Below are 14842 nucleotides of genomic sequence, written 5' to 3'. Positions count from 1 at the left end.
CCATCGAGTCAGGCTGTCGACATCTGGCGGACGTGTTTGCCCTCGGCGAACTCCTCGACCATTTTCGAGCAGAAGGCTGGGAGGTCGCTGGGGTTGCGGCTGGTGACCAGGCCGTTGTCGACCTGCACCTGTTGGTCCACCCAGTTTCCGCCAGCGTTGCGGATGTCGGTGCGCAGGCTGGGGAACGAGGTGACGGTCCGACCGTTGACCATTCCGGTCTCGACCAGCGACCAGGGGCCGTGGCAGATCGCCGCCACCGGCTTATTCTGCTGAAAGAACGCTCGGACGAAGTCCATCGCCTGCGGGTTCATCCGGAGCCGGTCGGGGTTGACAGTCCCGCCTGGCAGCAACAGGGCGTCATAGTCGGCCGCATCGGCCTCGTTCACGGTCCGGTCCACGTGATATCGGTTGGCCGGATTGATGTCCTGGTTCATCGACTGGATCTCGCCGGATTGCAACGAGATCAGGTGGACCTCGGCTCCGGCCTGCTCTGCGGCGGCCCGGGACTGGGTGTATTCCACGTCCTCCACCCCGTCAGCGGCGAGGCAAGCAACTCGCTTGCCGGTCAGTGGCTGCTGGCTCTGCGCCATTCTGCGGCCTCCCCTTCGCGGCGCCACCCCGTCGGCGGCGCATCGCTCACTCCCGGGTCGCCTTCCCGGTGCGGGCACCCACAAACGGGCCAGCGAACGCCGCCCGTGGGTGTGCTGCCTGTCGCAGCGGGTAACGCAGGCAACCTACTCGTATTCAGGCTCAGGAAGGTCGACAAATGATCGAGCTGCCGTCCGGCCAAACCATGCCCGTGCTCGGCCAGGGAACCTGGTACCTGGGTGAGCGCCCCGCAAAGCGGCGGGACGAGATCGCCGCCCTACACACCGGGCTCGACCTGGGCTTGACCATGATCGACACTGCGGAGATGTACGGTGACGGCGCTTCCGAGGAACTCGTCGGCGAGGCGATCACCGGACGACGCGACGACGTCTTTCTGGTCGACAAGGTGCTGCCGTCCAACGCCAGCCGACGGGGAACCGTGCAGGCCTGCCGCCGCAGCCTGCAACGACTCGGCGTCGACCACATCGACCTCTACCTGCTGCACTGGCGCGGCTCGCATCCACTCGCGGAGACCATCGAGGCGTTCGCGGAACTCGTCGACGCCGGTGACATCGGGCAGTGGGGCGTGAGCAACTTCGATCTTTCCGACATGACGGAGCTACTCGAGACGACGGGCGGGCAAGACTGCGCGACCAATCAGATCCTGTACAACCTCACCCGCCGCGGTCCGGAATATGACCTGCTGCCGTGGCTACGCGAGCACCGGATCCCGGTGATGGCCTACTCGCCGATCGAGCAGGGTCGACTGCTCGGCCACTCCCAGATCGCGGAGATCGCCGCCCGGCACGAGGCCACCCCGGCCCAGGTGGCGCTGGCCTGGGTGCTGCGGCAGGAAATGGTGGCGGCCATCCCCCGATCGTCCAACCCCGAACACACCCTGGAGAACGCGGAAGCGCGAGACCTGCAGCTGACTGAGGAGGACGTGGCGGCACTCGACACCGCGTTCCCGCCGCCGACCGGCCCGCAACCGCTCGAGATCTTGTAGCGTCACCAACCTCCGACTGAGGGTGGGCTTGTGGGAATGCCCTCGAACCCGGAACCCGGCGGGTGCTCGCGCCCGCCGGGTAGAACGGCGGCTGGCCCGCCGCCTTCAGCCTCTTCGTCGGCCAGGTCGGCGAGTGATCCGGCGAATCACCCCGAACTGGTACAGGCCAGCGCTGGTGATCGCGTAGAAGACGGGCAGAAGGAGAAATATGGCGAGGCCGAGCAACGGCGCCACCAGGTAGCCGACTACTCCCGCGAGGACGTACAGGACGACCCCGGCGAGGGCCCGGAATCGCTCGACGTGAAAGAAGTCGTCTCTGACCTGTTCCTTCAGCAAGTCGGGGCTCCGGGCCAGGTAGTGGTAGAACGCCAGCCAGCTTGCGCACAGCAACGCGCCGATCAACGCGTAAAAGGCGACGGCCACGCGCTGGTCCGCGTTGTTGTGCTCCTGCAGCGCGTGCGACACGACGGCGGTCGGAAACGGTAGCAGGGCCGTGCTGAACAGCACGAACAGGTTCACCCAGTGCAGGCCGCGATCGGTCTGCTGAATGCGGTTGAACGCCGCCTTGTGATTGAGCCAGACGACGGCCACGTACGAGTAGGACGCGAGATACGCGCCATACGACGGCCACTGGTTGAGCAGGCCGGACAGGAGGTGGCCGGGTGGTACGTCCGGTACCCGGAGGTCCAGGACCAGCAGTGTGATGATGATGGCGAAGATGGCATCGCTGAACGCCACGGCACGGCTGGTGTCCGACCGGGTGCCCAGGTCCGTGTCTGACCCGCTCACCAAGCGCGCCTACCCAGTGTCGTCCGCCGCAAACTGCCGGGCGCGGCGCTCCACACCGGGAGGACGCCGCATCCGGCCGGCCGCCGTGCGCGCGCGGCGGCCGGATGCAAGTGATCCGTCAGGGTTTGAGGACAACCTTCTCGCAGTTGTCCTGCTTGTTCTTGAACATCTCGAAGCCGCGTTCTGCCTCGTCCAGCGACAGGGTGTGGGTGATGACCCGGGTCGGATCGATCTCCCCACGCTCGATGCGCTGCAGCAGCGGCTTCATGTAGCGCTGCACGTGGCACTGGCCGGTACGCAGGGTCAGCGCGCGGTTCATCCACGCGCCGGCGGGAAACTTGTCCAGCAGACCGCCGTACACTCCGATCACCGACACGATGCCACCGCTGCGGCAGGACAGAATGGCCTGCCGCAGCGCGTGCGGACGCTCGGTCTCCGAGCGGACCGCCTGCTTGACCCGGTCATAGGCGTAGAGGGCCGCGCTGCCGTGCGTGGCCTCCAGGCCAACCGCGTCAATGCACTTGTCCGGTCCCCGCCCACCGGTCAGTTCCAGCAGCCGGGACCGCACGTCCACCTCCTCGAAGTTCACCGGCGTGTAGCCCGCCCGTTCGGCCATCTGCAGCCGGTACGGCTCCTTGTCGATGGCGATGACCTTTGCGGCGCCGAGCACCCGGGCGCTGTCCATCGCGAACTGGCCGACCGGGCCGGCGCCCCACACCGCCACCACGTCGGTGGACTGGATGTCGCACATGTCGGCACCCATGTAGCCGGTGGGAAGGATGTCCGAGAGGAACAGCACCTGCTCGTCGGTCAGGTCGGACTCGATCTTCAGCGGACCGACGTCGGCGAACGGCACCCGCGCGTACTGCGCCTGACCGCCCGCGAAGCCGCCGGTCAGATGCGAATAGCCGAAGATCCCGGCGACCGGGTGACCGAACATCTTCTCCGCGATCCCGGCGTTGGGGTTGGAGTTCTCGCAGCAGGAGTACAGCTCGGCGGCGCAGGCGCCGCACGCGCCGCAGGCGATCGGGAACGGCACCACGACCCGGTCCCCGACGCGCAGCCGACCTGGATCGACGCCCCGGCCGACCTCGATCACCTCACCCATGAACTCGTGACCCATGACGTCGCCGTTCTGCATCGTGGGCACATACCCATCGACCAGGTGCAGGTCCGAGCCACAGATAGCGGTGGACGTGATCCGTACGATGGCATCGCGCTCGTTCAGGATCCTCGGGTCCGGCACGTCACGGACCTTGACCTTGTTGCGGCCCGCCCAGGTGTTCGCCCTCATGCCGGGGCCTCCTTCGCGAACTCGGCATCCGACAGCGGCTGCGCCGGACGCTGCGGGAACTCCTTGCGGGCCCGTTTGCCCCACGGGGCGCCGTCGGACCGGACCACCTCGCCGGTCTCCAGCACCTGCTTGAGCCGACGCAGGTCGTCGTCGAGCTGCTGGTGCGGCTCCTCGCCGAAGTACCTGGCGACCGCCTTGCCGATCGCGCCGCCCGGGATGTCGTACGACAGGACGACGTGCACCTCGGTGCTCACACCATCCGGGGCGGGCACAAAGCGGACCGTACCGGCGTTCGGCACGTCGGCGTTGCCGGTCGACCGCCACGCGATCTTCTCGCCGGGCGAGTCGTCGACGATCTCCGCGTCCCACTCGACGTTCGTGCCGAACGGGGCGCTGGCGGACCAGTGGCTCGTACGGCTACCGGTGGAGCGGATCTCCTCGAGATGAGCCATGAACGTCGGGAGATTGTCCAGTTCGCGCCAGAACGCGTAGACCTTAGGCGGCGGTTTGCGAATGGTTGTCGTGGCTGTCAGCTCCATGGGTCCTCCTGTGCGGATGCCTCGTACCGCCGGCGCTGAGCCGATCTCCTTCGCCCGGGTGGCCTGTACGGCGGTCAACAGGTCCACCACCGTGATCCCGACGATGGCGCCGGTGACAACGAGGAGCCGCCGCCGGCGGCGCCCGCCCCGGTGGGCGATGGCCAGTCCGAGCGAGGCCAGGTCCATCGCGTCGCCCGCGACCCGGGTCCACGCCCACATGCTCTTGCGCCGGCTCGTCAGGAGCCCGGCCGCGTGTATCAGCTCCCGCGCCCCGACGAGTGGCACCATCGCCCGGGACGTCGAAGAGTCGTCCACTCCGCTGATCCGGCGCACCGTGTCCGGTGCCGCCAGTTGTGCCACGCCCAGGCCGAGGCTCATCCAGCCGAGCCCGCGCCCCCGCCGCTGCACCTCGTCCTGCCTGGCCTTGGCTGCCTCTCGGGTTGCCAGTCGAGTCACGGGTAGCCCTCCGTATCCGGTCGCACCCGCCCGGGCAGCCCGGCTCACGGCGACCCGGGGCACGACTCATTGGGGCCCGGTTACCCCCCGGGAACCACCTGAACCCGCTGATCGGCCGCCGCATCAAGATCGCCCTCCCGGTCCGGGCCGTCCAGACGGCGTCGGCGGACTTCGTCGCGGCAACCGGTCGGCGAGCGCCCGAAAAGCCTGCCCGGCGCGCACCGGCCCCGCTCCCACTGCGCAGCGCGACGTCACGGCCGCGGATCACCAGCGGTTCGCTCGTGCGTGCCCGCTCATCCCGCCCGCGATGGGCTAGCCGTCTCGTCCCGCGAGCCGCCGGGTTGGGGATGGTAGCCGTATGCGGCGGCCCGTACCGTTTCCTCGTTCTCCAGCCCGGAGCCGATCGCGCCGCCGACGGTGGCCAGCGAGCTGGTGATCCAGGCGAGCGTCAGGTAGTCGGTGAAACTGACCGGCCGCTGCAAGGTCTGTTCCAGCACGGATGTGTCGATCAGCAGCGCCCCGACGAGCACCGTGCCAGCAAACAGCACCAGGTAGGACACGGCCGTGGCCAGGGCGAGGGTGAGGATCGTACCCAGGTTGAACAGCCGGGCCAGCTCAGCTGGCGTCTCCCGGTCTGGCTTCTCCCACAGGTCGTGCGCGACGATCAGCCAGGTCACCAACGCGGTCAGCCCGAGCAACATGATCACGGTGAGCCGGAGTCCTCCGAGCGCATCGCCCATCTGCCAGATGGTGTCCGTGGTGAGCGCGAACGCCGCCGTGCCGAACGCGCCGACGAGCAGCTTGGACAGGCCCAGCAGGGCGCGCCCCGGGCGGTTGGCGCGGACCATTCCGGTCAACAGCCGCACCCGGCCGATCAGCCCGGAGGCGACGTAGCCCAGATCCCCGTCGGCCTCGTCGACCACCCGGTGGACGGCGGGAATCCGACGTGTCATTTCGGCTGGTGCCCAGCCTGCCGGCGGCACCCGCTCGTCGGAAGCGTCGGTCAGCAGTCGGCTCACCAGATCCGGAACGACCGCGCGGGCCGCTCGCAGCTGAGGCAGTCCCAGCGCGGGCAGGGACACCATCGCCACTGCACGGCGAGCCGAGGTCTGCGCGACCAGCGGCACCCGTTCGGCGTTCAGCGGCAGGTCGGTCAGACAGATCGCGACGTCCCACCGGTCGTCGGCACGCCGTTGGGCCAGATCCTCGAGCAGCGCCTCAACGCCACCGTCGCGGCGCGGCGCCACCTCACCCCAGCCTTCCCGGATGGTCCACCGCACGTCCGCGTTCACCCGCTCGGCGAGCCGGCCGGCCAGCTCGGTGGTGAGCCGAGCTGCCACCCGGGCCGGGTGGTCCGGCGGGGTCGCCACCAGTCCGACGACGATCTCCGGGCGGTCCTGTTCGCTGTCGGTCATCGGTGCTCCTCACCGGCCAGCCGGGCCCGCCGCCGTCCATCGGCCAGTGCCGGCTCTGGCGTAGGCAGGCGGAGCCAGGCTGCTGTCGGCCCCCGCGGTGGCGTAGGCAGCCTGGCCACGCTGAAAAACACCTGCAGGTTGCCGGTTTCTAGTGTCGACCGTCCGGGTGCAGCAGAACCTTGGTCCAGCCGTCGGTGCGGGCATCGAAGTTCTGGTACCCCGTGGGCGCCTCGTCCAGCGTGAGTTCGTGGGACACCAAGAACGACGGGTGGGCCTTGCCGGTAGCGATGAGGTTCAGCAGCTGCCGATTGTAGTTCTTCACGTTGCACTGCCCGGTTGCCATGGTCTGCCCCTTGAACCAGAACATGCCGAAGTCGAACGGCACCTTGCCCTGCTTCTGTAGCGGGTCCGGCGCTCCCGGGTCCTGAGGCACGTACACGCCGACCACGCCGATCGTGCCGCCGAACCGCACGGAGTGCACGAGGTTGTTCACCGTCAGCCCCGCCTTCTCCTGGCCACCCGGGTCGTGCGCCTGGTAACCGACGGCCTCACAGCCGCGGTCCGCGCCCATCCCGCCGGTCTGCTCCAGGATCTGGTCGACCGGTGATCCCTTCGAATCGTCGATCGGGATCGCGCCGATCTGCTCCGCCAGGCGCAGCCGGTCCGGATGGCGGTCGACCACCATCACCTTGTTGGCGCCCTTGATGATCGCGGAGTACGCGGCGAGCAGGCCGACCGGTCCGCCACCGTAGACCGCCACACTGTCGCCGGGCCGTACACAGGCGAGCTCGGTGGCGTGCCAGCCGGTCGGGAAGATGTCCGACAGCATGACGTAGTCCTTCTGCCTGCTCATGTCCCGGGCGTCCGGCGGCAGGACCAGACAGTTGAAGTCCGCCCATGGCACCCGCAACAACTCGGCCTGACCGCCGTTGTAGGGACCCATGTCGGCGAACCCGTAGGCCGCGCCGGCCATGCCCGGCGCCGGGTTGGCCACCAGACAGAACGCGGTCAGACCCTGGTTGCAGTTGGCGCAGGACCCGCACGCCACGTTGAACGGCAGGCACACCATGTCGCCGACCTTGACCAGATCGACCCCTTCGCCGACCTCGATCACCTCACCCATGTTCTCATGCCCGAGCACGCGTCCAGACTCCATGTCCGTGCGTCCTTCGTACATGTGCAGGTCCGAGCCGCAGATGTTCGTCGTCGTAATCCGGATCAGCGCATCAGTCGGTCTCTCGATTCTCGCGTCCGGAACCTCCTTGACGCTGACAGTCCTGGGTCCCTCGTACACGACAGCCTTCATCTGTTTCCCCCGTGAAGAATTCGCTCACCGATGAGCCATGCCAATTCTGGCGTTCACATCCTCGCAGACCGTTGCGACCCTTAAGGGCGGTTTGCGCAGGAGTCTCATGACGCCGGACTGCTGATCGCCCCGTTCTCGGCCTGCCACGACTGTTCGTCCGCGACGCGCTGCGCGATCGCCGCCCATCCGTGGGCGCCCGGGTCAGTACCGCGATCATCCTGGCGAGCGACTGCCGCTCCGGTAGCGCGCTTCTCGGGGACGTCTGCTCTGGTCGCGGAGGCTCTGCCCACGCACTCCGGTGAGAACCCAGCGCACGAGCGTTGGGCGCGCCAACGATCTCCCTGGCGGACCCGGGTGGGGCGGTAGGCGAAGCGGTGGGGGCCGAGCCCGGCGTGGACGGCCGCCCGGTAAGCGGCCGTCCACAGTGGCGTCACGAATGCGGAGGGACTGTTCCCAGGTTCAGCGGTTCGTCACCCCGGTGGCAGAGGCTGGCGGGACCCGCTCGAACCGTACCCGGCTCAGCCATCCCGGGAGGTCACTGAGCACGTACAGCTCGCCGTGCACATCGGGGCCGATCGCGGTCGGCTGGGTGGGGAAGTTGCCGATCGTGGCGGACTCGTAGCCACCCGTGGGCTTGGGGCGGACGGCGAACGCGAGGGTCGAGCAGTAGTCGCTCGCGATGTAGGTCCCGTATGCCTCCGGGGTGGCGGACCCTCGGTACACCACGCCGCCGATCACCGAGCAGTTCTCCGTCATGTAGTGGTCGTACTCGAAGACCGGGTCGGTAAGCCGCACGCCCGGCCGGCACTGCGTCTGGTCGAAGACCGGCGTGCCCTCTCGGCAGGACCACCCGAGGTTCGCTCCCCGCTGCGACGGGCGGATGTGGTCGATCTCCTCGACCAGGCCCTGGCCGACGTCGCCGATCCACAGCGAGTTGTCGACCGGGTCGATGGAGAACTTCCACGGGTTGCGCAGCCCGTAGACCCAGATCTCCGGCCGCGCGCCAGGCGTGCGGACGAACGGGTTGTCCGAGGGTACGCAGTAGGGCTTACCCGCGCAGGTGCGGTTGACGTCGATCCGCAGAATCTTGCCGAGCAGGGTGCCGAGGTTCTGACCGCTCTTGAAGGGGTCGTTCGCGTTGCCGCCGTCGCCGAGTGACCAGTACAGGTAGCCGTCGCGGCCGAAGGCCACCTGTCCGCCGTTATGGTTGCCGTACTCGGCGTGCTCCTGGGTGAGCAGCACCTGCAGCCGGTCGGGAGCGCCGAGGGGCACCCGCGCCAGGGTCAGCGTGCCGGCCGGCAGGCTCGTGTAGGCCACGTAGAGGATCCCGGTACGCGCGAAGTTCGGCGCAGGCGTAATGCCGAGGAGGCCGCGCTCGTTGTCCGACGTGTCGATCCGGGCGGTCAGGTCGAGCACCGGCTCTGCCGCCAAGCCGGTATCGGGGTGGTACGCACGGACGGTGCCGCTCTTCTCTGCAATCAGCATCCGACCGTCCGGCAGTCCGGTGAGCGCGATCGGACGCTGCAGGCCGAACGCCAGCCGTTCGGATACCACGGTCAGCTCAGCGAGTGGCGCCGCACGGGTGTGCGATGGGCCGGCTGTCGCAGTGCTGGCCACCGGCGCCGGTGGCACCAGAAGCGCGGACAGGGTCAGGATGAGCAGCCCGGCCAGCATGGTGGCCGGGCGATAACGCCGTCGCTGCATGTTCAGCTCCTCGAGCAGGTGGGTGGGGGCGCGGTGTCGGCGGATACCGGAAGGACAATCCGGCCCAGGGTGCCAACGCGCCCTGGGCCGGAGTGGTGCCGTGCCGTCGGACCTGCCGATCAGGTGATGGTGATGTCGCTGCACCACATGTAGGTCTGGTCCAGGTGTGACGCCCTCCAGATCACGAACAGGATCTGGTTCCCGCTGCGTGCGGGGAGCGAGACGTTGAACGAGATGTTCTGCGCTGGCGCGTAGCGCCCGGTCGTCGCGATCAGGTCGAGGTTGCCCCACCCGAGCCGCTGGGTGGCCGGGTTGAACCCCTGCTTGGTGACGTAGACCTGGAAGTAGTCAGCGCCGTGGCTGGCCTGGTCGTACATCTGGACCGTGAGGTTGCGGCTGACGGTGGTCGTCTTCCATGCCCCGGGCTTGTTCACCGCGTCGTTCCTGGAGAGGGCGTTGCTGCACAGCTGCCCATCGGGCGTGCGGGCCTGGTACTGGCCAGCGAGGCCGTCCCGCAGTTGACTCATCCAGTTCCACATGGTGTCGGGGTTCGCCTGGAACGCTTGCCAGCACATCGGGTCCTGCTGCTGCATGGCCGGGTTCGTGTGCTGGTTGCCCCAGGTCTTCCAGCACTGGTACGCGCGAGTCGCCGGACTGATGACGGTGCCGTGGGCCTGGGCTGCGCCGGTCCAGGGCAGCGTGCCGACCACCATGGCGAACATCAGGACGAGCGCCTGGAGGGACCGCCGGACGGTTGACCGGGGTCGTCCGCCGGATTGGTCGGACCTGTGTGAACGCACTGTTCATCCTCCGTTCCTCGGTACGAGAGATCAGCATGGGAACGCTCCCAAAGCCACTGTTGCATCTATCAACTTAAATATCAATGCTGATCTATCTATAGGTGGATGTGAAGCAAGCTGTCCGGGATCGCCGGATCGGTGACGGGTCCACGGACCCTGCTCGGCGGCCCGGCGTGGTCAGAGCCCGGCTGCGGCGTCGTACCGGCGGCGCTGGTCGGCCATCTCCGTAGCGGTCAGCGCCTCCTCCTGCGCCAACGTCGCGTACTTGGCCGGGAACATCTCCCGCAGCCGATCAACGAACCTGACGTCGGCTGTCGCCTCGACGACCTGGATGCCCGGAGGGTCGGTGGACAGGTCCATGATCAGAGGGCCGGCCAGCTTGACCGCCACGTCCCAGGGACGCTTCTGCTCGGCGACTCCGCAGAGGTGAAAGCCGTAGACCTTCTGGACGTCGGCGAGGGCGGTGGCTTCTGCCGGCTCGTAGCCGTAGACGCGAACCCCGCAGATCACTGGCGGCTTCTCCGTCGTGTTCCCCTGCTGGGCGCTGTGTCCGGCGTGGTTGTGCTGCCCCGGGTCCGCCTGTTCGAGCGTGGTCCGCATCCGGGCCACGATCTGCGCTTGCAGATCCGCCGGCTCCGCCTCCGGGTCGGCCCGGTTGAGCAGTACGACCGCGCCGACCGACACCGCCAGCAGGATCACCGCCGCCCAGAGCGGGCGACGGCCGTACCGCTCCGCGAAACTCTCTCGGGAATCCATGATCGCTTCTCACCTCGTTGCCGGTTTCTGGTGCGTTGGCAGACCGATTCGGATGCCCCGGCATGTCAGCGGTCGAGCGCGTCGGCCATCGGGGCCGCGTGCCGGGGGATACGTGTGGCGGGGGAATGCCCACCCGGCGGAGTGCCCGCCGTCCTGGCGATGGCCCGGCGATGGGCCTGCGCGCGTCTGTCACGGCGACGCGCTGCTGGCCCTGCGATGCTCCCGTGCTGGCCGTTCTCAGCACGGTTGCCCCCGTGCTGCGGCGATATGAGCCATTCCAGCACGTCTGCGTCCGCTCTGGCAACATTGACAAGCGTCAGTGCGGATTCGACCCCGGGCGGGCGGGGCGGCGGTGATGCGCCGACCGGGCGTCGCGGTGCGCGACGGCTCGGATGCCGGCGCCGACGCTCGGCCGCGCTGGCGCCCCGCGGCCGGTCAGGTCCGGAGCGGCGCCGAAGGCTTACCCATCGGTTGGTTCCTGCTCGCGCAGGGTCGCGCGGGTCTGCATGAGTGCGAAGCCGAGCAGGTTCAGTCCTCGCCACCGTGCGGGGTCGGCGGCGTGCGGGTGGTCGGCGGTCAGGCCGATGCCCCAGACCCGGTCGAGCGGACTGGCCTCCACGAGCACCCGCTCGCGGGTGCCCAGCAGGTAGGTGCGCAGCGCGGGATGCTGGCCGAACTTCGCCGCGCTGCCGGTCACCACGACGTCGTACCGGTGCTGCTCCCCATACCTGCTGGTCGAAGCTGGCGACCTGCCGGCCGAGGGTCTTCGCCGCGTGCGGGTGCCTCACCGTCAGAATCTGGGCGGCCGTCGCCTGGTCACCGAACAGGGTCGCCTTGCGCCACATCATGTAGTGCTCGGTCGTGGGGAAGCGCAGCCCGTCGATGGTGAACGGCGCCGGCCACCACTGACTCAGGCAGCCAGCCCCGATGGCGCCGTCGCGTTGCGGCTGGTGGCCCCAGAAGAACAGGAACTTGACCCGGGCGCCCGAACGCATCTCGCCGGTCAGCTCGGCGACACTGCTCAGTGACGTGGCCATACGGGGGAGTGTGGGGCACCAGCAGGTTCCGCCGCATCGCCATTACCGCGGCGATCTCGTCACGTCACCGTCGGTGTCGCGCTCGTCGCTGGCCCAACACTATCGGCCGCCGGACGCGCAGATCGAATTGATTCGATATAGCATCGCGGCAGGGCAGGGTCACTCCGCACGGGCGTACGACGTCAATGCACTTCATCCACCGGGCGATCCGGGCAGCGGCCGGTGGTCACACCGAGGAGAAACGCAGATGAACGACCTACCCGCTCGACCGAAACACCGAACCAGAGGTGCCGCCAGGCTGCTTCTGGGTGGGGCCTGCGCCCTGGCGGTCACCGTGTCCTCGATGGCCATGGCGACCTTCGCCCAAGCCGATCTCAGCGGCCCGCCCGGGACCACACTGCAGGCCGCCGCCGAGCGCAGCGGCCGGTACTTCGGCGCTGCCATGGGGGCGGACCGTCTCAACGATTCGGGCTTCCTGGCCATCGCGGACCGCGAGTTCGACATGATGACGGCCGTCAACGAGATGAAGCCCGACGCGACCGAGCCCAACCAGGGTCAGTTCGACTTCCGTAACGGTGACGCGATCTACAACTGGGCCACCCAGCACGGCATGCGGGTCCGCGGTCACACCCTGGCCTGGCACGCTCAGCAGCCGAGGTTCTGGGGGAGCCTCAGCGGCAGCGCCCTGCGGTCCGCGATGATCAGCCACATCAACGGCGTGATGGCCCACTACAAGGGCAAGCTCGCCTACTGGGACGTGGTGAACGAGGCCTTCGCCGAGAACGGCAGCCGGCGGTCGTCGAACCTGCAGTCCACCGGGAACGACTGGATCGAGGTGGCGTTCCGGACCGCGCGCGCCGCGGACCCGAGCGTGAAGCTGTGCTACAACGACTACAACATCGAGAACTGGACGTACGCCAAGACGCAGGGCGTCTACAACATGATCAGGGACTTCAAGTCCCGGGGCGTCCCGGTCGACTGCGTCGGGCTCCAGACCCACTTCACCGGTGGCAGTTCGCTGCCGGGCAACTTCCAGCAGACGCTGTCCAGCTTCGCGGCCCTCGGGGTCGACGTGGCGTTGACCGAGGCCGACGTCACCAACGCCTCGACCAGCCAGTACCAGGGCCTGACTCAGGCCTGCATGAACGTCCCCCGCTGCGTCGGCATCACGACGTGGGGCATCCGGGACAGCGACTCCTGGCGCGGCAGCGAGAACCCGCTGCTGTTCGACCGCAACAGCAGCCCCAAGGCGGCGTACACCGCCGTCCTCAATGCTCTCAACGCCGCCTCCACCACCGTGCCGGGCACGCCGCCGACCACGACCCCGCCGACCACCGCTCCGCCGACGACTGCTCCACCGACCACCGCTCCGCCGACCACCGCTCCACCGACCACCGCTCCGCCAACGACCACTCCGCCGACCACCGCTCCACCGACGACTGCTCCGCCGACCACGCCGCCGCCGGGTGCCTGTACCGCGACGTACCGCATGGTCAACAGCTGGGGCGGCGGCTTCCAGGGCGAGGTCACCGTGGCCAACAACGGGTCCACCGCCCTCAGCGGCTGGACCGTACGGCTGACGCTGGCCAGCGGGCAGACCATCGCCAACGTCTGGAACGGCATCAACACCGGCACCAGCGGGACGGTCAGCGTGCGTAACGCCGACTACAACGGGTCCCTCGGCGCGAACGCCTCGACCACCTTCGGCTTCCTGGTCAACGGCAGCAGCAACGCCGCGCCCGGCGGCCTCTCCTGCACCAGCCCCTGACCGGCGACACGCACCAACCCGCCGCCTCAGGACGCTGACCCGGCCCGGAGCCACCGGCTCCGGGCCCGGGTGCCGTCGTGGTCGGGTCGGACCCGGTCTACGCCGGTCGACCGGCTGCCGGTCGGACGCTTGCCGATGCTCCTGCCTCGTCTCGGGACCCGCTGGTGGGAATCCACTGCCGGCCGACTGAAGCGGACCACTTCGCGTACACCGATATATATCTATCTAACCGGAGCTGATGCGGCCGTGCCGGAACAGCTCGAATCGCCGTGGCGCGGGCAACCGCGCAGCGGTGCGAGCGGAAGCACGGCAGCATCGGATGGCCGGAAAGTGCCTGCTGGCCCGGCCCGTGTGGTGGGGGACCAGCCGTCCTGGAGGATGACCATGCGCAATTTCCTCGCGGCGCTCAGCGCCACCCTGATCCTCGGCGCCGCAGTCGGCAGCGTTCCGGCCGGCGCGTCGGGCGCCTCCCCGCCCTCGTGCCCCCGCGGCCTGCTCTTCTGTGAGGACTTCGAGCGACTGCCTCCCGGAGGCCCCAGCACGTTGAACTGGGGCGTCGACACCCGCCACGGCACGCTCACCGTCGAACGTGCCCGTCGCGGCAACCAGGTGCTGCACATCCACACGGTTGACAACGGACGCGCCTTCCTGCGCGTCGACGACTTCGCCGCGCCGGGCAACCGCTTCTACGGCCGGATGCGTCTGCGCGTCGATGCCTTCCCCACCGCCCCGGACTGGGCGCACTTCACACTTGTGGAAGCGACCGGCACCGGCAGCGCGGAGGTCGTCCGTCCGATCGGTGGCCAGTACGCGCCCACGGTCCCCGGAACCTTCTGGGGTATCGGCGCCGACGGCGGTCCGACCGGCGACTGGACCAACTGGCGGGAGTCCGCCCCGGTCGCCGAGGACACCTGGCAGTGCTTCGAGTGGAAGATCGACGCGGCGGACAACCGCGTCGCGGTGTGGATCGACGGCGTGGCGAACCCGGAGCTGACCGCCTCCACGAGCGACCACGGTGGCAACGACGTTCCCTTCGTCCTGCCGACGGTCGACACGGTGAAGATCGGCTGGCAGCTCTACCAGGGCGGCACGACACCGGGCGAGTTCGACCTCTGGATCGACGACATCGCCCTTTCGAGTAAGCGGCTCGGCTGCTGAACTTCGGAGCAGGGTCTCATCCACGGGACGGGGCTGCCCGGACCTGAGCGCGACGAACCGACACGCCTGTCAGGTCGGTCGCGGTCGACGACAAACCACCGTCGGCCAGTGCCGCACGTCCGTCCGCGGCCGACCGACAGGCAACGGGCCTATCTGCACGCTGTTCGTGGGAGTATCGTGAGCCCCAGGTGTGCCGGGAAGCCTGGTCGGCGGTGATGATTCGCGC

The 14842-nt window shown here is 68.7% G+C and carries 12 protein-coding genes and 1 pseudogene; 3 read left to right on the top strand and 10 right to left on the bottom strand.

Annotation, left to right across the window (positions count from 1 at the left end; translation table 11 throughout):
- Nucleotides 1-8: 8 nt before the first annotated feature.
- A complete protein-coding gene (locus tag ABZU46_RS14680) occupies nt 9-590 on the bottom strand; it encodes a type 1 glutamine amidotransferase domain-containing protein (protein WP_354857744.1) in 582 nt (193 codons plus the stop codon).
- A 176-nt stretch (nt 591-766) separates the two neighbouring features.
- Here ABZU46_RS14680 and ABZU46_RS14675 point away from each other — a divergent pair, with 176 nt between their 5' ends.
- Nucleotides 767-1594, top strand: a complete 828-nt coding sequence (locus ABZU46_RS14675; RefSeq protein ID WP_354857742.1) for an aldo/keto reductase — start codon at nt 767-769, stop codon at nt 1592-1594.
- Between the two features lie 105 nt (nt 1595-1699).
- Here ABZU46_RS14675 and ABZU46_RS14670 read toward each other — a convergent pair whose 3' ends face one another.
- The 9 genes and pseudogenes from ABZU46_RS14670 to ABZU46_RS14630 form a co-directional block, all read right to left on the bottom strand.
- Nucleotides 1700-2332, bottom strand: coding sequence for a TMEM175 family protein (locus ABZU46_RS14670; RefSeq protein ID WP_354857739.1), 633 nt, complete (start codon nt 2330-2332; stop codon nt 1700-1702).
- A gap of 169 nt (nt 2333-2501) precedes the next feature.
- Nucleotides 2502-3677, bottom strand: coding sequence for a zinc-dependent alcohol dehydrogenase (locus ABZU46_RS14665; protein ID WP_354857737.1), 1176 nt, complete (start codon nt 3675-3677; stop codon nt 2502-2504).
- Nucleotides 3674-4672 (bottom strand): SRPBCC family protein, encoded by a 999-nt coding sequence (locus tag ABZU46_RS14660; protein WP_354857734.1) that lies wholly within the window; start codon nt 4670-4672, stop codon nt 3674-3676. The genes ABZU46_RS14665 and ABZU46_RS14660 overlap by 4 nt, the downstream gene beginning before the upstream one ends.
- Before the next feature lie 293 nt (nt 4673-4965).
- On the bottom strand, nt 4966-6087 hold the full coding sequence (locus tag ABZU46_RS14655; protein WP_354857733.1) for a hypothetical protein: 1122 nt from the start codon (nt 6085-6087) through the stop codon (nt 4966-4968).
- A 148-nt stretch (nt 6088-6235) separates the two neighbouring features.
- Complete coding sequence (locus ABZU46_RS14650) at nt 6236-7393, bottom strand: glutathione-independent formaldehyde dehydrogenase (RefSeq protein WP_354857730.1); 1158 nt, start codon at nt 7391-7393, stop codon at nt 6236-6238.
- A 459-nt stretch (nt 7394-7852) separates the two neighbouring features.
- Nucleotides 7853-9097, bottom strand: coding sequence for a PQQ-dependent sugar dehydrogenase (locus ABZU46_RS14645; protein WP_354857727.1), 1245 nt, complete (start codon nt 9095-9097; stop codon nt 7853-7855).
- Nucleotides 9098-9216: 119 nt separating this feature from the next.
- Nucleotides 9217-9819 (bottom strand): lytic polysaccharide monooxygenase, encoded by a 603-nt coding sequence (locus ABZU46_RS14640; protein WP_354857725.1) that lies wholly within the window; start codon nt 9817-9819, stop codon nt 9217-9219.
- Between the two features lie 255 nt (nt 9820-10074).
- Nucleotides 10075-10653: a hypothetical protein gene (locus tag ABZU46_RS14635; RefSeq protein ID WP_354857723.1), complete on the bottom strand. Its 579-nt coding sequence runs from the start codon at nt 10651-10653 to the stop codon at nt 10075-10077.
- Between the two features lie 460 nt (nt 10654-11113).
- A pseudogene (locus ABZU46_RS14630) lies at nt 11114-11690 on the bottom strand (NADAR family protein).
- Between the two features lie 343 nt (nt 11691-12033).
- Between ABZU46_RS14630 and ABZU46_RS14625 the strand changes: the two are divergent.
- Together ABZU46_RS14625 and ABZU46_RS14620 are read left to right on the top strand one after the other, a co-directional pair.
- Complete coding sequence (locus ABZU46_RS14625; RefSeq protein WP_354857720.1) at nt 12034-13458, top strand: endo-1,4-beta-xylanase; 1425 nt, start codon at nt 12034-12036, stop codon at nt 13456-13458.
- Between the two features lie 384 nt (nt 13459-13842).
- The gene (locus ABZU46_RS14620; protein ID WP_354857717.1) at nt 13843-14616 is read left to right on the top strand and encodes a hypothetical protein; all 774 of its coding nucleotides are present in this window, start codon (nt 13843-13845) and stop codon (nt 14614-14616) included.
- Nucleotides 14617-14842: the final 226 nt, after the last annotated feature.

This window comes from Micromonospora sp. NPDC005197 (genome assembly GCF_040608295.1).
In the GTDB taxonomy this organism is placed as follows: domain Bacteria; phylum Actinomycetota; class Actinomycetes; order Mycobacteriales; family Micromonosporaceae; genus Micromonospora.
Note: the sequence above shows the minus strand (reverse complement) of the source record. Positions and strands in the feature narration are given on the sequence as shown.